The 24,346-nt window shown below is 42.2% G+C and carries 19 protein-coding genes; 11 read left to right on the forward strand and 8 right to left on the reverse strand.

Annotated elements, in window-relative coordinates; translation table 11 throughout:
* Positions 1–9: 9 nt before the first annotated feature.
* Positions 10–921 (reverse strand): EamA family transporter RarD, encoded by a 912-nt coding sequence (gene rarD / locus C9J48_RS22865; RefSeq protein ID WP_006233441.1) that lies wholly within the window; start codon positions 919–921, stop codon positions 10–12.
* Positions 922–1,202: 281 nt separating this feature from the next.
* Here rarD and recQ point away from each other — a divergent pair, with 281 nt between their 5' ends.
* From recQ to C9J48_RS22885, 4 genes are all read left to right on the forward strand, one after another.
* On the forward strand, positions 1,203–3,050 hold the full coding sequence (gene recQ / locus C9J48_RS22870) for an ATP-dependent DNA helicase RecQ (protein ID WP_006233442.1): 1,848 nt from the start codon (positions 1,203–1,205) through the stop codon (positions 3,048–3,050).
* Between the two features lie 299 nt (positions 3,051–3,349).
* A complete protein-coding gene (locus C9J48_RS22875; protein WP_006233443.1) occupies positions 3,350–3,685 on the forward strand; it encodes a DUF3630 family protein in 336 nt (111 codons plus the stop codon).
* Between the two features lie 194 nt (positions 3,686–3,879).
* Positions 3,880–4,587, forward strand: a complete 708-nt coding sequence (locus C9J48_RS22880; RefSeq protein WP_006233444.1) for a 7-cyano-7-deazaguanine/7-aminomethyl-7-deazaguanine transporter — start codon at positions 3,880–3,882, stop codon at positions 4,585–4,587.
* A gap of 76 nt (positions 4,588–4,663) precedes the next feature.
* Positions 4,664–5,113 (forward strand): GNAT family N-acetyltransferase, encoded by a 450-nt coding sequence (locus tag C9J48_RS22885; protein ID WP_006233445.1) that lies wholly within the window; start codon positions 4,664–4,666, stop codon positions 5,111–5,113.
* A gap of 261 nt (positions 5,114–5,374) precedes the next feature.
* Here the strand turns inward: C9J48_RS22885 and elbB are convergent, their stop codons facing one another.
* Positions 5,375–6,025, reverse strand: a complete 651-nt coding sequence (gene elbB, locus C9J48_RS22890; RefSeq protein ID WP_006233446.1) for an isoprenoid biosynthesis glyoxalase ElbB — start codon at positions 6,023–6,025, stop codon at positions 5,375–5,377.
* A 386-nt stretch (positions 6,026–6,411) separates the two neighbouring features.
* On the opposite strand from elbB, the gene polA reads away from it, so the two are divergent.
* Entirely contained in the window at positions 6,412–9,180 is a 2,769-nt protein-coding gene (gene polA, locus C9J48_RS22895) for a DNA polymerase I (RefSeq protein ID WP_006233447.1), read from the forward strand.
* 195 nt (positions 9,181–9,375) lie between these two features.
* On the forward strand, positions 9,376–9,423 hold the full coding sequence (gene spfP, locus C9J48_RS28460) for a small protein SpfP (protein ID WP_438616993.1): 48 nt from the start codon (positions 9,376–9,378) through the stop codon (positions 9,421–9,423).
* 768 nt (positions 9,424–10,191) lie between these two features.
* On the opposite strand, the gene yihA is transcribed toward spfP, so the two are convergent.
* Positions 10,192–10,878: a ribosome biogenesis GTP-binding protein YihA/YsxC gene (gene yihA / locus C9J48_RS22900; RefSeq protein ID WP_006233493.1), complete on the reverse strand. Its 687-nt coding sequence runs from the start codon at positions 10,876–10,878 to the stop codon at positions 10,192–10,194.
* Positions 10,879–11,036: 158 nt separating this feature from the next.
* Between yihA and C9J48_RS22905 the strand changes: the two genes are divergently transcribed.
* From C9J48_RS22905 to hemN, 4 genes are all read left to right on the forward strand, one after another.
* Positions 11,037–11,654, forward strand: a complete 618-nt coding sequence (locus C9J48_RS22905) for a c-type cytochrome (RefSeq protein WP_006233492.1) — start codon at positions 11,037–11,039, stop codon at positions 11,652–11,654.
* A 1,385-nt stretch (positions 11,655–13,039) separates the two neighbouring features.
* Positions 13,040–13,582: a Der GTPase-activating protein YihI gene (gene yihI / locus C9J48_RS22910; protein WP_006233489.1), complete on the forward strand. Its 543-nt coding sequence runs from the start codon at positions 13,040–13,042 to the stop codon at positions 13,580–13,582.
* A gap of 12 nt (positions 13,583–13,594) precedes the next feature.
* Entirely contained in the window at positions 13,595–14,065 is a 471-nt protein-coding gene (locus C9J48_RS22915) for a DUF2489 domain-containing protein (protein ID WP_006233488.1), read from the forward strand.
* A 160-nt stretch (positions 14,066–14,225) separates the two neighbouring features.
* Positions 14,226–15,599, forward strand: coding sequence for an oxygen-independent coproporphyrinogen III oxidase (hemN, locus tag C9J48_RS22920; RefSeq protein ID WP_006233487.1), 1,374 nt, complete (start codon positions 14,226–14,228; stop codon positions 15,597–15,599).
* A gap of 110 nt (positions 15,600–15,709) precedes the next feature.
* Here hemN and add read toward each other — a convergent pair whose 3' ends face one another.
* From add to glnA, 5 genes are all read right to left on the reverse strand, one after another.
* Positions 15,710–16,711 carry an adenosine deaminase gene (add, locus tag C9J48_RS22925; RefSeq protein ID WP_006233486.1) on the reverse strand — a complete coding sequence of 334 codons (1,002 nt, stop codon included), beginning with the start codon at positions 16,709–16,711 and terminating at the stop codon, positions 15,710–15,712.
* Between the two features lie 260 nt (positions 16,712–16,971).
* Positions 16,972–18,387, reverse strand: coding sequence for a nitrogen regulation protein NR(I) (gene glnG, locus C9J48_RS22930; RefSeq protein ID WP_006233485.1), 1,416 nt, complete (start codon positions 18,385–18,387; stop codon positions 16,972–16,974).
* A 74-nt stretch (positions 18,388–18,461) separates the two neighbouring features.
* Positions 18,462–19,511: a nitrogen regulation protein NR(II) gene (gene glnL / locus C9J48_RS22935; protein ID WP_006233484.1), complete on the reverse strand. Its 1,050-nt coding sequence runs from the start codon at positions 19,509–19,511 to the stop codon at positions 18,462–18,464.
* 173 nt (positions 19,512–19,684) lie between these two features.
* Positions 19,685–20,245 (reverse strand): DUF4124 domain-containing protein, encoded by a 561-nt coding sequence (locus C9J48_RS22940; RefSeq protein WP_006233483.1) that lies wholly within the window; start codon positions 20,243–20,245, stop codon positions 19,685–19,687.
* Positions 20,246–20,360: 115 nt separating this feature from the next.
* Complete coding sequence (gene glnA, locus C9J48_RS22945) at positions 20,361–21,770, reverse strand: glutamate--ammonia ligase (protein WP_006233482.1); 1,410 nt, start codon at positions 21,768–21,770, stop codon at positions 20,361–20,363.
* Positions 21,771–22,344: 574 nt separating this feature from the next.
* On the opposite strand from glnA, the gene typA reads away from it, so the two are divergent.
* Positions 22,345–24,174, forward strand: coding sequence for a translational GTPase TypA (gene typA, locus C9J48_RS22955; protein ID WP_006233480.1), 1,830 nt, complete (start codon positions 22,345–22,347; stop codon positions 24,172–24,174).
* The last annotated feature ends 172 nt before the right edge of the window (positions 24,175–24,346 follow it).

Here is a 24,346-nt window from a genome sequence, read left to right on the forward strand (position 1 = left end):
TAACGCTAATTAGGCTATAGGAGCCACTTTTTTACTGTCGCGATGGCGTTTAATTCCGTCAAAGCTAAATAAAATCAGAGCAGCCCAGATGAAGATAAACGTCATTCCATTATCGACTGTGAAGGGTTCGCCATATACCAATACTGCCAATAAGAACATTAAGCTTGGCCCGATATACTGGAAGAAACCCAGCGTCGATAACTTAAGTTTAGTGGCAGCCCCGGTAAAACACAGCAAAGGTAATGTTGTTACAACCCCCGCAGCAACAAGCAATAGATTAAGTTGCAATGGGTTATCAGCAAGGTTGGCGGTTGGGCTATCGGTAATAAAGAAAATATAAATGGTTGCCAGCGGTAGCAGTACACAAGTTTCGAGGAATAACCCTGTTTGAGCATCCAAATTAATTTTCTTACGGAGTAAACCATAGCAACCGAAACTACCGGCTAATGCCAATGCAATCCAAGGTAATGAGCCAAATTGAATTAACTGTGCTGCGACACCACATGCGGCTAATGCCACCGCGACCCATTGTAATGCCCGCAGTCGTTCACCAAGAAAAACCATGCCAAGAATGACATTGAATAAAGGGTTAATAAAATATCCTAGGCTGGCATCCAACATGTAATTGTTATTCACCGCCCAGATGAAAATCATCCAGTTAGTTCCCACCAATAGCGCTGTTACCGTTAGCATTAGCAACATTTTTGGTTTAGCGATCACAGCGCGAATTTTGCTCCAACCCTTACTGACAAAAATCAATGCAGCTAAAAAGAAGAACGACCAAATAACACGATGGCTTAGAATTTCTAACGGGCTAACATTCTGCAATGCTTTAAAGTAGATAGGAGCAATGCCCCACATCGTATAAGCAGCGAGGGCAAGAATAACCCCGCGTTGTGTTTTTTGGGCTTGTTCTTCCATGGGAATCCAAATGGTTATTTTATAAAATCAATGAGGTTTTCTCAAAAAGTATGCGGAAGCAGTATAAAGCGAGATTCTTTGAAATGGCTATATCTTTATCAATAGATTAAATGATAAACAATGTATCGCAAGCTTAACTGTTCATCTTCTTACTCTGTTTCGTATTTCTTTTCAGATATCTTTCCGGTGTGCCTTCTGCGACTGACAACGTGTTGAGTCGTTCACTTAATAAGCCCATTTAGTATAGAATAGCCCGCCCCCAATATTTTAAGAGTAGGTTTATGTCTTCCAGCAGTACCGCGGTTTGTGAACCAATGCCCTTAGCGCCAAGTGAGAAAATCTTACAGGATGTGTTTGGCTATCAATCTTTCCGTATTGGTCAGCAAGAAGTCATAGAAGCCGTTATAGAAGGCCAAGATTGCTTGGTCATCATGCCAACGGGGGGCGGTAAATCGTTGTGCTACCAGATTCCCGCATTAATCATGCCCGGTATTACCTTAGTTATTTCACCGCTTATCTCATTAATGAAAGATCAAGTCGATCAGTTGAATGCCAATGGGGTGGCTGCGGCGTATATCAACTCAACCATGTCGCGTGAAGAAGTGATGGAGACTTTTTTAGCAATGCGAGAGGGGGATTTGAAGTTAGTCTACGTATCGCCTGAACGGGTATTGATGCGTGATTTTATCGAGCGGTTGTATGAAACCCCGTTAAGCATGGTAGCCGTTGATGAAGCACACTGTGTTTCTCAATGGGGGCATGATTTCCGCCCAGAATATGCCGCATTAGGCACCCTGAAACAACACTTTGAAAACTTGCCGATCATGGCATTGACGGCAACTGCCGATGATACCACCCGTAACGATATTACCAGTCGCCTTGGCCTTACCAACCCTCATGCCTATCTCGGCAGTTTTGATCGCCCTAATATTCGTTATACCTTGCTTGAAAAGCACAAACCGATGACGCAGCTGACCCGTTACTTAACGGGGGTACGTGGTCAATGTGGGATCGTGTATTGCAACAGTCGTAAACGTGTCGAGCAAATAGCAGAAAAATTGCGTGATAGTGGGGTGCGAGCAGCTGCGTATCACGCAGGGCTCGATCATGATGAACGAGGGCGAGTACAAGAAAGCTTTCAACGTGATGATATTCATATTGTGGTTGCTACCGTGGCTTTTGGCATGGGGATCAATAAACCCAACGTCCGCTTTGTCGTGCACTACGATATTCCGCGCAATATCGAGTCGTATTATCAAGAAACCGGGCGAGCAGGGCGTGATGGCTTACCTGCAGAAGCGGTTATGTTTTATGACCCATCTGACTTAGCTTGGTTACGTCGCTGCCTTGATGAAAAAGAAGACGGAGCACAAAAGCAAGTTGAGAGTCATAAGTTAAATGCAATGGGAGCATTTGCCGAAGCACAAACATGCCGTCGTCAGGTATTGCTGAATTACTTTGGTGAATACCGTGAAGAACCGTGCGGTAACTGTGATATTTGTTTAGACCCACCTAAGCGATTTAATGCGATTGAAGTGGCACAGAAAGCTCTGTCGTGTGTATACCGTGTTAATCAAAGCTTTGGTGTGGGTTACGTGGTGGAAGTGCTGCGTGGTATGCAAAATCAGCGGATACGCGAACATGGGCACGACAAGCTCACAACGTATGGGATTGGACGTGAACATAGCCATGAATATTGGGTCAGTATTTTACGCCAGCTGATCCATCGCGGATTTTTAACTCAAAATATTTTGCGTAGCTCAACCCTACAGTTAACCGAAAAAGCGCGCTCAGTATTACGTGCTGAAATTGAACTAGAGCTAGCGGTTCCTCGACTTGATGTGGCAGCCCGCAGTGCGAAAAGCGATAAAATGGCCAATCGTCACTATGACAAGAAGCTGTTTGCTAAATTACGTAAGTTACGAAAAGCCATTGCTGATGAAGAGGATTTACCACCTTATGTCGTGTTCAATGATGCAAGCTTAATGGAAATGGCTGAAATTTTACCGACATCTCAAGGTGAAATGTTAGCGATTAATGGCGTTGGGCATCGTAAGCTAGAAAAATACGGCAGTGTTTTTTTAGGGGTGATTGAAGAGCATTTGATGGCAGGGGACAGTGACAGATAAAAAAATACCGGACTATCCGAGTCCGGTAAAAATGCGTTCAAAAAACATAAATAGTTTATGCATTGTTCGCTACAAAACAGCTTGCGTATTTGGTGAGAATATAGATTTTCACCTGTTGCCAGTTCACTGAAAATCGACGGGACGCGTTCTTCAGCAGTGTTAGGCAACAAGGCTATAAAACCATGAATTTACATTGGTAGCCATAGCCTGCTTATGGTTTGATACGCAAAGACACAGTTGGTTACAGGAAACTTACTTTCTGCGGGTATAACCTCTAAAATGAAGTTAAAGGAATAATTATGACGGATTCAGCGCCCTTATCATCCCCCCTTTTTGCAGTACGTGAATTAGATTTAGCTCATGGTCATCTTTTACTTTCTGGCCCTGATTTCGATTTTGATTCTTTTCCTGAGATAGCAGAACAGCTACTGGTATGTATTGATGCACGAGTGATCGAGAAAGAATTGAATGCGGACTTACACGTGTGGATCATTGATTTTGAAGGCAGTCGTCTATTGTTAAAAGGTGAGCATTACGCCAGTGCACTGTGGATCGAAGCGTTGTCATCGGCAGATAATGATGCCCTAGCGTTTATAGCGACACTCTTACCGTGCCAACCAGGGCAGCTGTGCTAATTTAGCGACTAAAATCGGTAAAGTAATACTGATAGCACAGGCAAACGATTGCTTGATGTAATTCAACACAACGAGGGTAGGCAAGAATATTGGTTAATGTATAATCGCCGCCTTCGGTCACTGCTGCATGGTATGAGAACCTGCTGACAGTGAAATTTTGGGTTCCCTCTCCCCCAATGACAAAAAGGTCTACTATGACTATATCTCAATTATCTTCAGTACCATCGTTCACTCTGCCACAACAACGTAAAGCCCTTTCTTTTCTGGTGTTATTTCATCTTGTGATCATTGCGTCGAGCAATTATCTGGTGCAGCTACCGTTTACTATTTTTGGCTTTCATACCACTTGGGGAGCGTTTACTTTTCCCTTTATTTTTCTTGCGACGGATCTGACTGTACGTATTTTTGGTGCCACGATGGCGCGGAAAATTATCTTTCGGGTAATGGCACCCTCTTTGGCGGTTTCTTATGTGCTATCGGTGTTGTTCTATCAAGGTGAATATCAAGGGGTGGCACATCTAGGTGAATTTAATCTATTTGTTGCCCGTATCGCGATTGCGAGCTTTATGGCGTATTTACTTGGGCAGATTTTGGATGTTTCTGTTTTTAATCGCTTGCGTCAAATGAAGCAATGGTGGATAGCGCCAACGTGTTCCACTATTTTCGGTAATGCATTAGATACATTGGCATTTTTTGCTATTGCATTTTATAACAGCCCAGATGCATTTATGGCGGCTAACTGGACTGAAATTGCGCTGGTGGATTACAGCTTTAAACTGATTATTAGCCTTGGCTTATTTGTACCCGTTTACGGTGTATTGTTGAATTATTTAATTAAGCGTCTAACAGCGGTTAATGTAACGGAGAGTGGGCTAGCGAATCAAAAGCTTAAAACACACTAACCGATAATATAGAATATAAAAGCCGGCTTTGGGTCGGTTTTTTTATACCATTTTTCTGGGTAAGGGAATGAATTCAATGCAAGTACGACAAGCCTCATTGGCAGAAGCCATAATAGTGTTGAATCAGATCAGTGAGTTTGACCATCCTGAAACAGAAGACAGTTTGAAGCAGCGTCTTGCTGGGCATACAAGCTTAATACTGGTTGCTGAGCATGAAGACCGCTTGGTTGGAGTGAAAATCGGTTATTGCCTCTCAGAGTCAACCTTCTATAGCTGGATCGGGGGGGTTGCACCAGCTGGACGTCGAATGGGGGTGGCCCAAGCCTTGTTAGATGCACAAGAAGCATGGGCGGCTGAGCAGGGCTATCAGGAAATTAAAGTTAAGTCGCGCAACTGTTTTCCTTCAATGCTGAGGTTACTGATGAGAAATAGCTACCTTATTGAAGATATTGAGAAAAAAGGCAATATGACTGATTACCGAATTTATTTTTCAAAGTTACTGACTAAGAAAAAAGAGTCTAAATGAAAATAATTCTCAATAAGTACTTGCAACTTAAGTGAGAATGGTTATTATTAACAGGCACTCAGGTGAGAGGGGAAACAAATTACCTCTTAGTTGAAGGCACGACATTGCTCACATTGCTTCCAGTGTACTTCGGCGACGGTTGAGTGTTTTTAGTGTAGGGCTAGAAACATGCAACACTTCTGCTGAGCGGCGACTACCTCCTGATTATCAGGTTTTCTTAACTTTAAGAAAAAAGGTAGCGTCGCTTTTTCTTTTCTAGCGTTATGCCAGCAGTACTAAATGCTTCACCAGCTTATTGATCCCACTTGCAGCCTCAGAAATACTTCCCGCCAACATGTAAGCTGGTGTTGTCAGTAGACGGCGTTTTTGATCCAATACAAAATCATCCACAGGGCAATCAATATGTTCACCACCCATCGCATTAAATGCTTTGGCGGTTTCAGGATCGGTCCCAATTGTACCTTTTGCCCCAGGCCCATAGATCGCAGGGATCATGGTTGGTGCTATACATAAATACGCCGCAGGCTTTTCTTCTTGGGCAAAAGCTTGGCAAGCTTTTTTAACATCTGGGTTGATCTCGCATTCTGCCCCTTTGATAGCAAAATTAGACAGGTTTTTTGCCGCTCCAAAACCACCAGGGATCAATAGCGCATCATACTCAATGGGCTTTAGGTTTACGATGTCTTCAATGTTACCACGAGCAATACGGGCTGCTTCGATCAATACATTACGCGTTTCTGTTGTTTCTTCACCAGTTAGGTGGTTAATCACATGGTATTGATCAATATTGGGGGCAAAGCAATGCCAACTAGCCCCTTCTTGCTCGATTGCCAACAAGGCTAAAACGGTTTCATGTATTTCAGCGCCATCAAATACGCCAGAGCCGCTTAAAATAACTGCAATTTTCTTCATTTTGGCTTCCTTCCTAAACAAAATAGACTGTTTTTACTTTAGCATATGGTTATTTTCGAGCGATCTGTTAACTTTTTCCACAATTAATGATCATTTTAAGATCTGGGATCGTTTTTTGCAGTTAATGGTAACGTATTGATTTTAATTGCTTTAGATGTGTTGTTTTGATTGTTTGAAAAGATTGATCAGATCTGTAAAATTAGATACTAACAAAGTTATCCACAGATTGTGGTACGTAAGTGGAAAACATCAGTTAACACTTGTCGTCTCTCATGGCATTCTAGTGTCTTACACCACAGTTTTTAATTTTTCAGTGTTGAGCATGCCAAAATCTGTGCGATGTGGCACTTTTTAATCTTTCATCTCCCGGATATAAGAATATCTCTATGGCAACTATCCCAGAAAATCCACTCATCCTAGTTGATGGATCGTCTTATCTTTATCGCGCTTATCATGCCGCGCCTAATTTCACTAATTCAGAGGGTGAACCAACAGGCGCTGTATATGGTGTGGTGAACATGCTACGCAGTTTATTACGTCAATTTTCGACTGAACACATTGCAGTGATCTTCGATGCTAAAGGCAAGACATTTCGAGATGATATTTATCCGGAATATAAGGCAAATCGCCCACCGATGCCCGATGATCTTCGAGGTCAAATTGAGCCATTACATGCAGTGATCAAAGCTATGGGTTTACCGTTGATCGCGATCTCAGGCGTTGAAGCGGATGATGTGATCGGAACATTGGCAACGCAGGCATCAAAAGCGGGTATGCCAGTACTGATTAGTACTGGTGATAAAGATATGGCACAGCTGGTTGATGAAAATGTCACGTTGATCAATACCATGACTGATGTGGTAATGGGTCCTGCTGGGGTTGTAGAGAAGTTTGGGATCGGTCCTGAGTTGATTATTGATTATCTAGCTCTAATGGGGGATAAAGTTGATAATATTCCTGGAGTGCCAGGGGTCGGAGAAAAAACAGCAAAAGCATTGCTAACAGGTGTTGGTGGTCTTGATGCTATTTATGACAATTTAGACGCTATTCCTGCACTTGGTTTTCGCGGTTCTAAAACCATGCCTAAAAAGTTGGCCGATAACAAAGAAGCAGCTTATATGTCGTATGAGCTTGCAACCATCAAATTGGATGTAGAGCTAGACAGTGCACCGCATGAACTGTTGAAGACTGAACCTGATACTGATGAGCTAACCAGTCTATTTGGTAAACTACAGTTTCGTCGTTGGTTATCTGAAATGCTAGACGGTAGCGACGGTAAAATCGTGGCTGACGAGAAAGCGTCAGAGCCTACAGAAAAGAAAGTGGTCGCTCCAACGATTGATCGCAGCGGTTACGAAACTATTCTCGATGAAGCGAGCTTTAACTCGTGGTTAGCGACGCTAACTGCAGCAGATGTTGTCGCTTTTGATACAGAAACTGACGGCCTTGATTACATGACGGCTAATTTAGTTGGTGTATCATTTGCGGTCGAAGAAGGGAAAGCGGCTTACGTGCCCGTTGCGCATGATTATCTTGATGCGCCGGAACAGCTTGATCGTGATTGGGTACTTGCTCAGCTAAAACCGTTACTTGAAGATCCCGCTCAAAATAAAGTCGGTCAAAACCTAAAATTTGATATGAGCATCTTGGCACGTTACGACATTAATATGCAGGGTATCAAATATGACACCATGCTTGAGTCATACGTGTTCAATAGTGTGGTTGGTCGCCATGATATGGATAGCCTAGCACTGCGTTACCTAGAACATAAAAATATCAGTTTTGAAGAAGTTGCCGGTAAAGGTAAAAAGCAATTAACGTTTAATCAAATTGATTTAGATGTTGCTGGGCCTTATGCTGCTGAAGATGCTGATATTACGCTGCGCTTACATAATTTATTGAACGAAAAAGTTGAATCTGATGAGCAGCTAAAGTCTGTCTTTGAAGATATTGAAATGCCGCTGGTGCCCGTACTGTCTCGTATTGAGCGTACTGGTGTATTAATCGATAGCATGCTATTGAGTGCCCAATCGACAGAAATTGCTGCGCGTCTTGATGAATTAGAAACCAAAGCGTACGAAATTGCAGAGCAAGAGTTTAACTTAAGTTCGCCGAAGCAGCTGCAAGCTATCTTGTTTGAAAAGATGGGTTTACCCATTTTGAAAAAGACCCCGTCTGGTGCGCCTTCGACTAATGAAGAAGTACTTCAAGAACTGGCGTTAGATTACCCATTACCGAAGATACTTTTAGAATACCGTGGTTTAGCTAAGCTGAAATCCACCTATACTGATAAGTTACCTAAGATGGTGAATCCGTCGACTGGGCGAGTACATACTTCATACCATCAAGCGGTAACCGCAACGGGACGTTTATCTTCTAGCGATCCTAACTTACAGAATATTCCGGTCCGTAATGCTGAAGGGCGTCGTATTCGCCAGGCATTTATTGCCCCTACAGGCTATAAGATACTTGCTGTCGATTACTCGCAAATCGAGTTACGTATTATGGCGCATTTATCGGGTGATAAAGCGTTATTAGAAGCCTTTAAACAAGGCAAAGATATTCACGCAGCAACCGCGGCAGAAATTTTAGGTTTACCTATTGAATCAGTCACCACTGAACAACGTCGTCGTGCTAAAGCGATTAACTTTGGTTTGATTTATGGCATGAGTGCGTTTGGTCTTGCTAAGCAATTGGGTATGGGACGTAATGAAGCACAAGACTATATGAATGTGTATTTTGAACGTTACCCTGGCGTGCTGGAGTATATGGAAAGCACCCGAGTTCATGCGAGTGAGCAAGGATATGTTGAAACCTTGTTTGGGCGACGTTTGTACTTACCTGATATTAAATCTCGTAATGGTATTCGTCGTAAAGCGGCTGAACGTGCAGCAATCAATGCGCCGATGCAAGGAACTGCTGCTGATATTATCAAGCGTGCCATGGTATTGGTTGATGAGTGGGTTGAACAACAAGAAACAGGGCGTGTTCGTCTATTAATGCAAGTACATGATGAACTTGTCTTTGAAGTACAAGAATCTGAGTTAGACGCGGTTTCTGCTGATGTACGTCGCTTAATGGAACTCGCGGCTGAATTAGATGTTCCTCTGATTGCAGATGCAGGGGCTGGTAACAACTGGGATGAGGCGCACTAGCGTTTTTACTCCCTTTTAGTTGTGATACAACGATGAGAGTCAGCCTAGTGCTGGCTTTTTTTTTAATGATTAATTAAACGTTATTAAAAATCATTATTAAAATTTAGTTACCAAATCATGAAAAAAAACTACAACTTTCACTTTTCTTATCTGCTCAATTGATATACAGTTAATGACGTAGGGTACAGAGGTAAGATGTTCTATCTTTCAGACCTTTTGTTTCACGTTATTGGATTTGGCTGATTCAGCCGCCCTGGTCGATTGACCAGGGCGTTTTTTCTTCTAAGCTACTATAAACCCTCATATCTTGTTTCTCATCTTTTTGTATATCCTCACACAAATGCTTTACTGCTTGTTGTTTATCTTTTTATACCTATTGGCTGTACTAAAAATAATCGAATAATATAAAGTGAACTATTATTCACACTAATTGTTAAAATTATCTTTTAAATTAGAGCGTTAAATTTAGTTGGCAAAAATTGCTTTTATTTTTAGAATTTGTAGCACATACAATTTAGAGTAATTACTTTAAAAAAGATTTAGAGCAGGTATAATGGGTATAGCTTCTTGTTCATATTTGTTATTGTTTACGGGCTTTATGCTAATAAACTTGTACATTCATGAAATAACCATCCTTTTTATTGAGGGTGGTTTTTTTTTGCCTACTTGTCACTACTGTAATTAAATTCCGAAATAAATACGTGGACGTGATATTAGTGATTCTTAATTCTCATTAAGAATAATGATTGAGCAAAGCCTATAGTCAGAGAGGATGTGGTGAAAAGGTGCTATTGATGGCAGTTATTGCGTTTATATTTGTGATGAAAAAACGCACAAAATGTGGATAAAGAACTTGCGTTGAGTTAGGAAATCATTGATGCTTTCTGGATAAATATAAAAAAACTCCTATTTCTCTCCCGTTGCCCCACCAGAAGGTGGGGAATTTTTATGGCTCCTTCCTTAGAGCCATAAACAGACGTCGTGCTCTATTAACGAGTAATATTTACTCGATTAATCATTGCTTTTGTCTGATAACGTATCACTAGTGTATGTCTCGCCATTTTCAGCCGCGGCAAGCATTAGTTGGCGCTCTAGTTCTGGTCCAAACCATGTATCTAGTTTACGACGAACTTGATCAAGTCCAATTCCCTTCAATGAAGAAAACAGCTCAATTTGTACATCACCACCAAAAGACTTTGATGACTCACGTACTTTTAGTAATTGTGCTTTACGTGCGCCGCTTTTCATTTTGTCGGCTTTCGTTAAGAGCACCAATACTGGAAGGCGGCTTTCAATCGCCCAGAAAATCATTTGCTGGTCGAGATCTTTCATTGGGTGGCGAATATCCATTAATACCACCAAGCCTTTTAGGCACTCACGCTTTTGCAGGTATTCACCTAGCGCTTTCTGCCATTTAATCTTCAATTCTAGTGGTACTTGAGCAAAGCCATAACCCGGTAAGTCGATTAGGTTACAACCTTGAGTTACTTCGAACATGTTAATTAATTGTGTACGACCTGGTGTTTTAGAGGTACGCGCTAGACCTTTTTGATCTGTAATGCGGTTAAGTGCACTTGACTTACCTGCATTGGAGCGGCCAGCAAATGCGATCTCAACGCCTGTGTCTTGTGGCAAGTGACGAATATCAGGTGCACTTGTGATGAATCCGGTATTTCTGTAGTTGAGAGGTTGATTCACTGTTAACTCCGTCAAGTCTTCATGTAGTAGACTGATTACTTTTATGTAAAATTGTGTAAAATGTACCAAAACCGTGCTTGGTTTGTGGTCGCATTGTATACCATGTAACTGAGCATTACTTGTGGTACTGGAAGCTCTATAATTATAAACGGAATGTCATGAAGAAATTAGCACTTATATTGGCTCTTCTTGCCAGTTGCTCAGTCTGGGCTCAAGGAGACGCAGAAGCTGGAAAAGCAAAAGCTGCAACATGCGCAGCTTGCCATGGCGCAGATGGTAATAGCATTATGGCGCAATATCCTAAAATTGCAGGACAACACCCTGGTTATATCGAAAAACAACTTAAAGAATTTAAGTTAGCAATGACCACAGGTGGCACACAAGGACGTAATGATCCTGTTATGGGAGGCATGGTAATGGCATTGTCTGAAGAAGATATGTCTGACCTTGCTGCTTATTTCTCTTCATTACCTATCTCTGAAAACGTTACGCCAGAATCTTCAATTGAAGTGGGTAAGCAGTTGTATAACGTAGGTGATGCTGAACGCGGTATTGCTTCATGTACTGCTTGTCATGGCCCTCGAGGTAACGGTACTAGCCTATCAGGATTCCCTAAAATCTCTGGTCAAAATGCTGAGTACATTAAGTTGCAGCTTGAGAAGTTCCGCTCTGCTCAGCGTAACAACGATATGAACTCTATGATGCGTTCAGTCGCGGCAAAACTATCAGATGACGAAATCACTTCATTATCTCAATATGTTGGTGGTTTACACTAAGTACTCTTATTCCAGTATTGATCAATGAAAAGGCAGCTTTGGCTGCCTTTTTCTTTTTAGCTTCTTTATAGAGGTAAAGTCAGTAGACCGTATATGTGAAAACTGCAAGTTAGTGACGGAAATTCATTGTTTTTAGTCTTTGAATCGTAAAATGCTGAGAGGCGTGTGCGAGATCCGCTATTCGTGATAGCCCATCTAGATGATAAAGACGGTGGGTTTGAATGACTATTTCAAAAGTATCAGGTAGTTAGTTCTATTGAAATAATATTACAAAAAAATGCTAAGAGCTGGCTTGTTGAATGAATCCTGAATGGGCGTAAAGTATGCCTTGTCGATAGGGAATACGACGAAGGATTGGGAAGCGCTAGGATGGCATGAGCAAGAGGCTCGAAGGATACACAGGATGTCTGGCGAGGAAGCCGGGTAGTTCGCAAGATGCGTAGGATTGTCATGGTTGACACTTACGGAAAAGATTTTTGTTGATACACAGCAGAAAATAGGTGCATAACGGATTATGTACCCACATGGATGGTGACATTGGTTATCAGGAAGATAACGTGCTTAATGGATAGCCAGTTTAGGATGAACTGTTTTAACATGGATTGTAGCAAGGAAGACGAAAATTCATCAGGATGATGAAGAACAACAACGTCTTGCAAGGAAAGCACAAATAACAAACGGATTATTGTCTAACCAGATCTTTACAGCTGGTTATGGGCAGACTAGACAGGATTTAGCCATATTATGGCAACCTTATAGAGCGACAGGTTTATACCTGTCGCTTTTTTCTTTATTAGCTTTCTGTTATGTTTCGCCTTCATTTTTCGATGGCTAAGCAATGCAGACATTTCTGCTATGCAATGACCTCTCGGTCAGTGAAATTAAAAATCATTTATAATCAACATGAAACTGTCTAAACAATGACGGCTATTCTTATTGTTATTAGCACGTAGTGTTTCTTTTTCGACGTACTGATAAAGCCAGAAGCCGATAGATTGGTATTCGGTTATACCCCTGATCTTACATTCTCCATAATGTTGGTCGATATAGGGTATAATGTGGCGATATATGACTCATATTTTGCTCATGAACCTAAAGTATTAGTAAGGCATGAAGCTTTACTATTGGTACGGAAGCGATTGAACATTTTATACGCCTGCAAAGGAATGGGGGCTGCTACTTAGCATAATACACACTAGCAGAAAGCTAGAATGAATGACTAAGCTGGCAATAGATGCAGATGCCTTTGCGCAATAGCATTACAAATACGATCCAACTTACATGCACTTTTTCAGCCAAAATACCGTTTATTCTTTAGTAAACAGTAATGGCTCGGAAGTTGATTTTGTTGGTAATGATATGATTTTGCTGAGGAAGACCCAGTAATGACCCGTAAAAAAAGAAGTCGCAGTGTAGGATCAGAAGGTCCTGCAGTGTACCGCGAGAAATCAACAACACAGGTTGATGTTGAAGCACGCAAAAGCCAGAAAGATAAAAAACGTAAAGGTTTGAAGTCTGGTAACCGTAACGCAGAAGCTTTGGATCCAAAGCATTACGCGAACGGTCAAAAGAAAGACCCACGTTTAGGCAGTAAGAAACCGATCCCATTAGTGATTGAGAAAAAACCAACTACCAAGAAAGAGCGTCGCTTAAGCGCCGAACAAGAATTGGATATGTTGGAAAATGATGCACAACTAATGGTGTTATTAGATCGTATTGAAGCGGGCGAGAAGCTAGGTGCTGGTTTACAGAAGCAAGTGGATCAAAAGCTAGACCGTATCGAGCATCTAATGGGCCGTTTAGGCTTACTTGAAGTTGAAGAGCCAGAAGTCACCGAAGAAGCACCTGTACGTAAAGGCGCTAAAACCGATGAAGATTTACTTGATCAGTTTGAAAATATGGATCTAGATTCTTTCGGTAAGGAGTAACCGTTGCAGGATATGACGCTTTGGTTAGGCTTGGGCGGCAGTATTATTGTCGCGCTAGCTATATATGCTGGCTATTTGTTGTTTAAGGTATATCAGCAACATCAACACCATAAAGCTTTCTTGAAGCGTGCTGCGCTTCAGCAAGCAGAGCAAATAAAAACGCGTAATACCAATATTATGGATAGCGTATTTATTATTGCTGATGCCGGAAAACAAGAACAATGTGACATGTCAGAAGTAACCATTCGTTTATATAAACTGATGGAAGTATTACAAGCTGAACAACACATTGATTTTGCCAGCAAGTTCCCAGCGATGTTTGAGCTTTATCATGTTGTAAAAGACATGCCACGTGGTGATGCCCGTAATATGATTCAAAAGAAAGAGCGAATGAAGCTCGATCTAGAACGTATGAAAGCAGAAGCGCGACTACAAGATACCATTAAGTTAGAGCTCGACGATATCCTGTCAATGAAACCATAATGGGTAGCGAGTCTACCTATTATTGAGTACTCACCATCTAGGTCATTTGATCTAGGTGGTATTTTCCTCGACCAAGAACTAGTAAGTGTTCTACATCTTTCTTGAGTGTGGCACACTGAACATCGAATTTATTCCCCCTTACAAATAGTGGAAGTACGTCATGTCAAATGAGCAGATTATTTGGGATCAAGCATTGATTGAAAAGTATAACTACTCAGGTCCTCGTTATACTTCTTATCCAACCGCTCTTGAATTTCATGAAGCCTTTACTCCTGCAGAATTTGATATGGCTTGTGCGCAGTATCCAGACCGCAAGCTTTCGCTGTATATTCATATCCCGTTCTGTCATAAGCTTTGTTATTACTGTGGTTGTAATAAGATCATTACCCGTCACCAGCACAAAGCCGATCAATATCTTGATGCCTTAGAGCAAGAGATTCGTCAACGCGCCTCTCTGTTAGGTGATCGCCAAGTTAGCCAATTACATTGGGGCGGCGGAACACCAACATTCTTAACTAAGAAGCAAGCTAGCCGTTTGATGGCACTATTACGCGACCAGTTTTCATTTGATGCTGATGCTGAAATTAGTATTGAAGTAGACCCGCGTGAAATTGAATTGGATATACTTGATCACTTGCGTGGCGAAGGTTTCAACCGTTTAAGCATTGGCGTTCAAGATTTTAATAAAGAAGTGCAAAAGCTGGTTAACCGCGAGCAAGATGAAGAGTTCATTGTTGCTATGGTACAGCGCGCTAAAGATTTAGGCTTCCGTTCGACAAATCTTGATTTGATTTATGGTTTGCCAAAACAGAACCGTGAACTATTTGCCGAGACATTACAGCAAGTACTAAAGATGAAACCTGGGCGTTTATCGGTGTTTAATTACGCGCACATGCCAAGTTTATTTGCTGCTCAACGTAAAATTAAAGATGACCAGCTGCCATCAGCGAATGAGAAGTTAGGTATTCTACAAGATACCATTGCCACGTTAACCGGTGCTGGTTATCAGTTTATTGGTATGGATCACTTTGCTTTACCTGATGATGAGTTAGCTGTTGCTCAGCGAAATGGTGTTCTACACCGTAATTTCCAAGGTTACGCGACACAAGGCGATTGTGATTTATTAGGTATGGGTGTTTCAGCAATCTCAATGATTGGTGACTGTTACGCGCAAAACCAGAAAGAGCTGAAAACCTACTACTCGGATGTACAAGAAAAGCGCCAAGCATTGTGGAAAGGGGTATCTCTTGATGCCGATGACTTGCTGCGCCGTGAAGTGATTAAAGCGTTAATTTGTAACTTCCAGCTTGATATGAAAGATATTGAGCAGCGATTCAATTTAACCTTTAATGAATACTTTGCTGAAGATCTTGGTTTGCTTAAAACCTTTATCAATGATGAATTGGTTACCATTGATGGCCAATTTATTCATGTTGAGCTTAAAGGTCGTTTACTGATCCGTAATATCTGTATGTGTTTTGATAAGTACTTGCGTGACCGAGCACGCCAGCAGCAATTCTCTCGCGTTATCTAGTATAGCTTAACGCTAAAAAAAGCCCTCATACTCAAAGTTAATGATCAGCATTAATTTTGAGTATGAGGGCTTTTTTAATGGTGAAGTTTATCTTCACCATTAATGAATGATTAACGCTGTGCTGCTTTATCTTTTAGCTGTTGTTTTTCAGCATCAGATAAGAAAGCCAGTTCTAGGCCGTTAATCTGCGCCTGACGAATTTGCTCTTGAGTCAGCCCTACTTTCGGTGCTGCTACTTCATATTCGTGAGGAAGCTCGATACCTTCGACCGCAGGATCATCGGTATTTAGACATGCCAAAATACCATGTTCTAAAAACTGCTTTACAGGGTGAGAGGCAAATGATTCAACAGTACTCGTTTGAATGTTTGATGTTAGGCAAGATTCAATACCAATCTTGTTCGCTGCTAGATAATCCATCAGTTTTGGATCATGGACCGCTTTAACCCCGTGACCGATACGCACTGCACCAAGTTCTTGAATAGCTTGCCACATACTTTCTGGGCCTGCTGCTTCACCTGCATGAACCGTAACACGTAGACCTGCATCACGTACTTGAGTGAAATGTTTGATAAAGCGATCGCCAGGTTGACCTAATTCATCACCAGCCAAATCAATTGCGACTAGCTTATCTTTTTGCGTAAGCAACCCATCAAGCTCTTGCTGACAAGCCTCTTGACCAAAAGTACGGCTAAGAATACCAATTAAGTTAGCTTGAATACCGAAATCTCGACAGCCTGCCGCTACACCATCAACGACAGCTTCCACGACGCCAGCGATCGGTAGGTTATGTTTCATTGCCATGTAATACGGCGAAAAACGTAGCTCGGCATAATCAATCTGTGCATTCAGCGCATCTTCAACGTTTTCGTAGGCAACACGTCGACATGCTTCAAGGTCACCAAGAACAGCTACACCCCAATCGAGCTTAGAGAGGAAAGCCACTAAGCTTGGCTCTGCTTCAACGATCTGCACATGAGGGCGTAACCCTTCTAGATCCGTTGCAGGCAAGGCCATTCCAAATTTCTGACCTAAGTCTAAAATCGTTTGAATGCGGATATTACCGTCTAAATGGCGGTGAAGGTCGGTAAGGGGAAGCTGCTTCGTAATCATAATTATTGGTGTCCCGATCAAAACTGGTGTGTAAGTATACGCAAAGAACAAATGACTATCATTATAGTCTGAGTGAATATTCGTTGATGTGGGTAGAAACTGTATTGATGTTTACTGTATCTGTTGATTCATGATTATTTTATCAATGATTGCAGGTCATCGATAAATGCTAATAAAAAACCTATCTGATTGTTCAAATAGGCCTTTAAACTGAAATGCAGAATGAAGCTAAGCGTGATGGTGTAGATTACGACCGGTAATTAATCTGATGATATATTTAGCTCTTTGAGTTTACGGGTTAAGGTGTTTCTGCCCCAGCCAAGTAGCTTAGCGGCTTCTTGTTTATGGCCATGGGTGTGTTCTAGTGCCGTTTCGAGCAAGATTTTTTCAAATTCTGGTAACGCTTCGCCAAGTAAATTGTCGTTTCCTTGTTGAAGTGCTGTTCTTGCCCAGCATTGTAAAGAGTGATGCCAGTGTGAATCAGTTGGTTCACCATTGATGAGCGTAGGGGCTTCTAGTAGCTCGGGGGGGAGATCGGAAGGCAGAATTTCATTACCACTTGCCATCACGGTTAACCAGCGACAGGTATTTTCTAATTGCCTAACATTACCCGGCCAATTGAGATTCGTGATCACATCAACAGTATCTGGATGCAATGTTTTTACTTCAACGGCGAGTTCATCTGATGCCCGTTGTAAAAAGTGTCGTGTCAGTTGTGGTATGTCTTGGCGGCGATCTTTTAATGAAGGAATATGCACCCGAATAACATTTAAACGGTGGAATAAATCTTCTCGGAATCCACCATCGGCAACCAGTTGTTCAAGGTTTTGGTGCGTTGCCGCGATAATGCGAACATCGACATTAACCGCAGAGTGTCCGCCAACACGATAAAATTGCCCGTCAGCCAATACTCGTAATAATCGGGTTTGAATGTCTAATGGCATATCACCGATTTCATCAAGAAATAGTGTGCCGCCATTTGCTTGTTCAAATCGTCCTTGTCGTACGCTATTCGCGCCAGTAAATGCCCCTTTTTCATGACCAAACAATTCTGATTCAATTAGATCTTTAGGTATTGCGGCCATATTTAAAGCAATAAAAGCTTGGTTGCTGCGTGGGCTATGACGGTGCAGAGCATGGGCAACCAATTCTTTACCTGTACCAGATTCACCATTAATTAATACCGAAATCGATGAGCGAGATAAACGACCGATTGCTCGGAAAACTTCTTGCATCGCTGGGGCTTCACCGATAATTTCAGGGACTGCTTTTGTGTCACTTTCTGGCTGTTGTTGGCGTTTTTGCTCTTGGCTATGGTTTACCGCTCGCTCAACAAGGTTGACGGCTTCATCAATATCAAAAGGTTTCGGCAGATATTCGAATGCTCCTTCTTGATAGGCGTTGACTGCGGCATCAAGGTCAGAGTGTGCCGTCATAATGATAACGGGCAATGCTGGGAAATCTTTTTGCAATGAACGAAGCAGTGTTAATCCATCAGTGCCAGGCATCCGGAGATCTGAAACCAATACATCTGGAACATTACGCTCTAATGCTTCAATGACATTATCGGCACTGGCAAAGGTTTCGCATTGTAATCCGGCTGCATTAAGTGTGCGTTCTAATACCCAACGAATTGAGCTGTCATCATCAACAACCCATATCAATCCTTTGCTCATACTGACGTCCTCTATTATTGTTATTTTCCCTGCCTTCATGACGAGGAATATTGTGTATAAATATCGTCTTTACGTTACTTTATGGGTAAATAAATCGTGAATTTTGTATGCCCAGGCCAACTCACCACTTCTATTTTACCGTGGTGCTGATCGACTAAATTACGCGCAATGGATAATCCTAATCCTGTGCCGCCTTCTCGGGCCGTTACCATTGGATAAAATAGGGTGTCTTGAATCTCACTAGGAATCCCTGGGCCGTCATCAATAATGTCTATTTTTGCTGCTATTCGATATCTTTTACCTTGAATCAACGCTTGGTGTGCCGTGCGTGTTTTTAAGGTGATATTGCCCCCGCTCACTTGCTGTAATTCAAGAGCGGCATTACTCACAATATTTAAGATAGCTTGTTCTAGTTGTTCGGAATCCATCGTGAAGTCGGGCAAACTCGGATCGTAATCTCGATGCAGCTGAATGTTTTCACCGCAGTCGAGGTTGACGAGCTGACGCACTTTTTCAAGGACGATATGAATATTATCGATTTTTTGTAAACCGGGTCGTTGCGGGCCCAAAAGTCGGTCGACCAGATTTCGTAGGCGATCGGCTTGTTCGATGATCATCTGGGTATATTCAGTGTAACAAGGGTCTGGAAGGGTTTTTTCGAGTAATTGAGCCGCACCGCGTAATCCACCCAGCGGATTTTTAATCTCGTGTGCTAAGCCGCGCACTAATTCTTTGGCGGCTTGCTGCTGAGCATGTTGGCTCAGCTCTTGACTGATACGACGTTGCTGATCGATAGGTTTGAGTTCGAGCAGAATTAATAACTCTTTCTGCCAAGAGATAGGGCTGGCATTTAACTCTAAGGTATAACGTTTACCATCGATAACAAAGGTGACATCACTGTCTGCTAAGCCTTGACCGCTTTGCAAGGTTGCTTGGATTAAACCAATATCAAGTGAAGAATGTTGCAATAAATTAGGAAGACGGACTCCCAGTAAGCGACGTTTACTGTATGACAGTAATTGCTCTGCTGCTGGATTGACATAGCGCATGGTGAGTTGCTCATCAAGCAATATCACTGCGGTGACTAAATTATTGAGAATTATAGGGGTGAAGGCAGTCGTCACGATTATCATCCTTGTTAATATCAACCGACATGCACAGTCTGTATAAAACAGTATAGTGAAGAGATTGATATGACGCACCATATTGGTGCATTCAAGTGTAACCTGCCTGTCTACAATAGTGCATTAAAAAATCATGCATCAATCTCCATTTCAGAATGAAACCATAGAAACCGTTATAACTTAGGGCTCGCAGCCGGTGGTCTGATTCGGGTCGTCGATGCGCGATGTAGATAGACGGTAATACTGTTAGATAATGCAATTACCTTGCCGTCTTTTAATAGCTGGAGCTGTAATTGATGGCTGCCACGATCAATATCGAACAAGCTGAATGTTAAGCTGTTTTGTGGTGCAAGGTGACGGTTCCCATCCAGTACGACTTGTACCTTATAGCCTTTGGTTATTTCACGATTACTACTTGCCGTAATATCGATATGTCCTGCATTACTGCGCAGTGTTTGTTCATGAGAAGGGGTGATAAAGCGGATTGTGGCGGGAGGAAGGGCTTCAAGTGTGGATGACTTTTCCTTGGTAACCTCTATCTCATCAACTGTGGTGCTCAACGGTGCGCTGGGTGGGGTATCTAATTCATACACTTTCGTATGAGCGGCATTCGGCTGATCAGTAAAGTGGACGACACCATTTTTATCGACCCAAGAGTAAATTGTTGTTGCTTGTAAAGTGAGAGTTAAGAACAAAAGGCTAACGCCGATCGGTATAAAAAGAGGTATGTGCATGAGTATTCTCCCTAGCTGATTCATTATTTTTTCAGCTTTGAAGAAGGCAACAAGATCAAAAAGGCCTACTTGTGAAGTAGGCCTAAATCTTATTCTTTAGCAATTAATCAATTGCTTATACAGAGTAGTAAAGTTCAAACTCAAGTGGGTGAGTTGTCATATTTACTTTCTCTACATCTTCAGACTTCAGCTTGATGTAAGAATCAATAAAGTCATCAGAGAATACACCGCCAGTTGTTAGGAACTCACGATCTTCATCTAGGTTCTGTAGGGCGATTTGTAGTGACTCTGCTACCTGTGGAATTTCAGCAGCTTCTTCAGCAGGAAGATCATACAGATCTTTATCCATTGCTTCGCCTGGGTGAATCTTGTTCTGAATACCGTCAAGACCAGCCATTAGCATTGCTGCAAACGCGAGGTATGGGTTAGCCGCTGGATCGCCGAAGCGTACTTCGATACGACGTGCTTTCGGGCTTGGTACAACAGGGATACGGATGGAAGCAGAACGGTTACGTGCAGAGTATGCAAGCATTACTGGAGCTTCGTAACCCGGAACAAGGCGCTTGTACGAGTTAGTTGCTGGGTTAGCAAAAGCATTGATTGCACGTGCGTGCTTAATGATACCGCCGATGTAGTAGATAGCCATTTCAGAAAGGCCTCCATACTTATCACCTGCAAATAAGTTCTGTCCGTCTTTATTTAAAGACATATGAACGTGCATACCTGAACCGTTATCACCTACAAGAGGCTTCGGCATGAAGGTTGCGGTTTTACCAAATGCATGTGCAACGTTGTGTACAACGTACTTATAGATTTGGATTTCATCGGCTTTCGTTGTTAGCGTGTTGAAGCGAGTTGCGATTTCATTTTGACCCGCTGTCGCTACTTCGTGGTGGTGTGCTTCAACAACAAGCCCCATTTCTTCCATGATTAGACACATAGCAGAACGGATATCTTGAGATGAATCAACAGGTGCTACTGGGAAGTAACCGCCTTTAACGCCAGGACGGTGCCCTTTGTTACCGCCTTCGAAATCAGAGCCTGTGTTCCAAGCTGCTTCTACATCATCAATTTTGAAAAAAGAGCCTGACATGTCAGTGTTGAACTTAACATCGTCAAATAGGAAGAATTCAGGTTCTGGGCCAACAAGTACTGTGTCTGCTAGACCAGTCGAACGCATAAATTCTTCAGCGCGTTTTGCGATTGAACGTGGGTCGCGATCGTAGCCTTGCATAGTTGCAGGCTCAAGAATGTCACAACGAATATTAAGTGTTGAGTCTTCCGTGAATGGGTCAAGTACTGCGCTTGAAGCGTCAGGCATCATCACCATGTCTGATTCATTGATACCTTTCCAACCAGCGACGGATGAACCGTCAAACATTTTGCCATCTTCAAAAAAATCGCTATCGATTTGATGAGAAGGAATAGTGATGTGCTGCTCTTTACCTTTGGTATCGGTAAAACGTAGGTCAATAAACTTAACTTCATTTTCCTGGATCAGCGCTAGTACATTTTCTACTGACATCTTGAGTAACCTCCGGTGTTAAGATTGGGCAACTGGCCGCAAAAACTTATCAATGCTCGTTGTTGAGCTATCTAAAATAAGTAAAGCGAAAACCATGCCAACTTTTAAAAGCCCTAAAGTCGCACTGTTATGGCGTTTTGGGTGCTATGGGAATCCTTTTCTGCACCATAATGGTGATGTTACGCCCTATTATGGTGCGTTCGTGTTGGGTGATAACCACGATATGACAACTACTATTAGCTTATGCGTTTATATTGTCAATCTCACTATTGCATAATTACGCCTTTTTTTGTTTTTGATTCTTTGAGCGAATAATGGACGACAATTGCGCTAAATACGGATGAAAAACTGAAGAATTATTAAAAAATAGATGCCTTTTTCTCACTTTTTATACGAAAAAAATGCATTAAAAGTGAGGTTTAATAAGGCTTCACAAACTATTTTTAAAAAACCGGTGATATAAATCACATATTACGTGGGTTTTAGCGTAAAATCTGTTAGATTATGAGCCGTTTTTTTAACCAAGTAGCTACCCACCGTTGGTCGCTGCATGTTCTGAGTGAATGTGAAATCCATGTCTAATCAACTGATCGATAAATTAAGAAATATCGCAATTATTGCTCACGTTGACCACGGTAAAACTACCCTGGTTGATAAACTACTACAGCAATCTGGCACGTTAGAGAGTCGCGGCGAAGCCGAAGAACGTGTTATGGATTCTAACGATATCGAGAAAGAGCGTGGCATTACCATTCTTGCTAAGAACACAGCAATTAACTGGAATGACTACCGCATTAATATCGTAGATACTCCTGGACACGCCGATTTCGGTGGTGAAGTTGAGCGTATCATGTCGATGGTTGACTCAGTATTGCTTATCGTTGATGCAGTTGATGGTCCTATGCCACAAACGCGTTTTGTAACGCAAAAAGCATTCGCATATGGCCTTAAGCCAATCGTTGTAATCAACAAGATTGACCGTCCTGGCGCTCGTCCTGAGTGGGTTATGGATCAAATCTTTGATCTGTTTGATAACCTAGGTGCGACTGATGAGCAACTAGATTTCACAACTGTTTATGCTTCTGCACTAAATGGTTGGGCAACAATGGAAGAAGGTGTTGTTGGCGAAGATATGGAACCATTGTTCCAAGCGGTTGTTGATAACGTTGCAGCACCATGTGTTGACGTTGATGGCCCACTTCAGATGCAAGTATCTCAACTTGATTACAGCTCTTACGTAGGTGTTATCGGTGTTGCTCGTATCGCTCGTGGTTCTGTTAAACCAAACCAGCAAGTGACTATCATCAATGCTGAAGGCAAGAAGCGTAACGGTAAAGTCGGTACAGTTCTTGGCTACCTAGGTCTTGAGCGCCACGAAGTTGAAGAAGCTAAAGCGGGCGATATCATCGCTATCACAGGTCTTGGTGAACTGAAAATTTCAGACACTATCTGTGACGTGAATACAGTTGAAGCTCTTCCTGCACTTTCTGTTGATGAACCAACAGTAACCATGACTTTCCAGGTGAACACATCTCCGTTCGCTGGTAAAGAAGGTAAGTTCGTTACTTCACGTAACATTCTTGAGCGTCTGCAGAAAGAACTTGTTCATAACGTAGCATTACGTGTTGAAGAAACTGACAGCCCAGATCGTTTCCGTGTTTCAGGTCGTGGTGAACTTCACCTATCTATCCTGATCGAAAACATGCGTCGTGAAGGTTTTGAGCTAGCAGTATCTCGTCCAGAAGTAATCATCAAAACTATTGATGGTGAGCTAATGGAACCGTTTGAAATGGTAACTATCGATGTGGTTGAAGAGCATCAAGGTAGTGTTATGGAAAACATCGGCATCCGTAAAGGTGAGCTGAAAGATATGGCACCAGATGGTAAGGGCCGTGTTCGCATGGACTTTATGATGCCTTCTCGTGGTCTTATCGGTTTCCAAACTGAGTTCTTAACAATGACCTCTGGTTCTGGCCTTATCTACCACTCTTACGATCACTACGGTCCACACAAAGGTGGCGTTATCGGTCAACGTTCAAACGGCGTATTGATCTCTAACGGTACAGGTAAAGCAGTAACATACTCACTGTTTAACCTTCAAGAACGTGGTCGCCTGTTCTCTGAGCACGGTGATGAAGTTTATGAAGGTCAGATTATCGGTATTCACAACCGTGCTAACGATCTGACTATCAACTGTCTTCGTGGTAAGCAGCTTACTAACGTTCGTGCATCTGGTACTGATGAAGCACAAACGCTTTCTCCTGCTATTAAGCATACGCTTGAGCAAGCACTAGAATTCATTGATGATGATGAACTAGTAGAAGTTACACCAGTAAGCGTTCGTATCCGTAAGAAACTTCTTACTGAAAACGATCGTAAGCGTGCAGGCCGTGCACCGAAGTAATTCGGTTGTAATAGCTAGCTAAAAAAATCCCGTCATTGGTTATGCCATGGCGGGATTTTTGTATCTGAAAAAGAAAAAATTTTCGGTAGTGTTATGTAAAAATTCACCGCTGATTTCCCTATGCCAACCTCCTTTCCAGTATACTGCCTACCTCATCGATTCAGAGTACGAC

The organism is Photobacterium profundum (genome assembly GCF_003026285.1).
GTDB classification, from domain to species: Bacteria; Pseudomonadota; Gammaproteobacteria; order Enterobacterales; family Vibrionaceae; genus Photobacterium; species Photobacterium profundum.

Excerpts from the sequence above, each read along its gene's own strand:
- C9J48_RS22875 (WP_006233443.1), top strand. The coding sequence starts at position 3,350 with ATGACGGATTCAGCGCCCTTATCATCCCCCCTTTTTGCAGTACGTGAA.
- yihI (WP_006233489.1), top strand. The coding sequence starts at position 13,040 with ATGACCCGTAAAAAAAGAAGTCGCAGTGTAGGATCAGAAGGTCCTGCA.
- recQ (WP_006233442.1), top strand. The coding sequence starts at position 1,203 with ATGTCTTCCAGCAGTACCGCGGTTTGTGAACCAATGCCCTTAGCGCCA.
- polA (WP_006233447.1), top strand. The coding sequence starts at position 6,412 with ATGGCAACTATCCCAGAAAATCCACTCATCCTAGTTGATGGATCGTCT.
- rarD (WP_006233441.1), bottom strand. The coding sequence starts at position 921 with ATGGAAGAACAAGCCCAAAAAACACAACGCGGGGTTATTCTTGCCCTC.
- typA (WP_006233480.1), top strand. The coding sequence starts at position 22,345 with ATGTCTAATCAACTGATCGATAAATTAAGAAATATCGCAATTATTGCT.
- C9J48_RS22915 (WP_006233488.1), top strand. The coding sequence starts at position 13,595 with ATGACGCTTTGGTTAGGCTTGGGCGGCAGTATTATTGTCGCGCTAGCT.
- elbB (WP_006233446.1), bottom strand. The coding sequence starts at position 6,025 with ATGAAGAAAATTGCAGTTATTTTAAGCGGCTCTGGCGTATTTGATGGC.
- hemN (WP_006233487.1), top strand. The coding sequence starts at position 14,226 with ATGTCAAATGAGCAGATTATTTGGGATCAAGCATTGATTGAAAAGTAT.
- C9J48_RS22940 (WP_006233483.1), bottom strand. The coding sequence starts at position 20,245 with ATGCACATACCTCTTTTTATACCGATCGGCGTTAGCCTTTTGTTCTTA.
- C9J48_RS22905 (WP_006233492.1), top strand. The coding sequence starts at position 11,037 with ATGAAGAAATTAGCACTTATATTGGCTCTTCTTGCCAGTTGCTCAGTC.
- C9J48_RS22880 (WP_006233444.1), top strand. The coding sequence starts at position 3,880 with ATGACTATATCTCAATTATCTTCAGTACCATCGTTCACTCTGCCACAA.
- C9J48_RS22885 (WP_006233445.1), top strand. The coding sequence starts at position 4,664 with ATGCAAGTACGACAAGCCTCATTGGCAGAAGCCATAATAGTGTTGAAT.
- add (WP_006233486.1), bottom strand. The coding sequence starts at position 16,711 with ATGATTACGAAGCAGCTTCCCCTTACCGACCTTCACCGCCATTTAGAC.
- glnG (WP_006233485.1), bottom strand. The coding sequence starts at position 18,387 with ATGAGCAAAGGATTGATATGGGTTGTTGATGATGACAGCTCAATTCGT.
- glnA (WP_006233482.1), bottom strand. The coding sequence starts at position 21,770 with ATGTCAGTAGAAAATGTACTAGCGCTGATCCAGGAAAATGAAGTTAAG.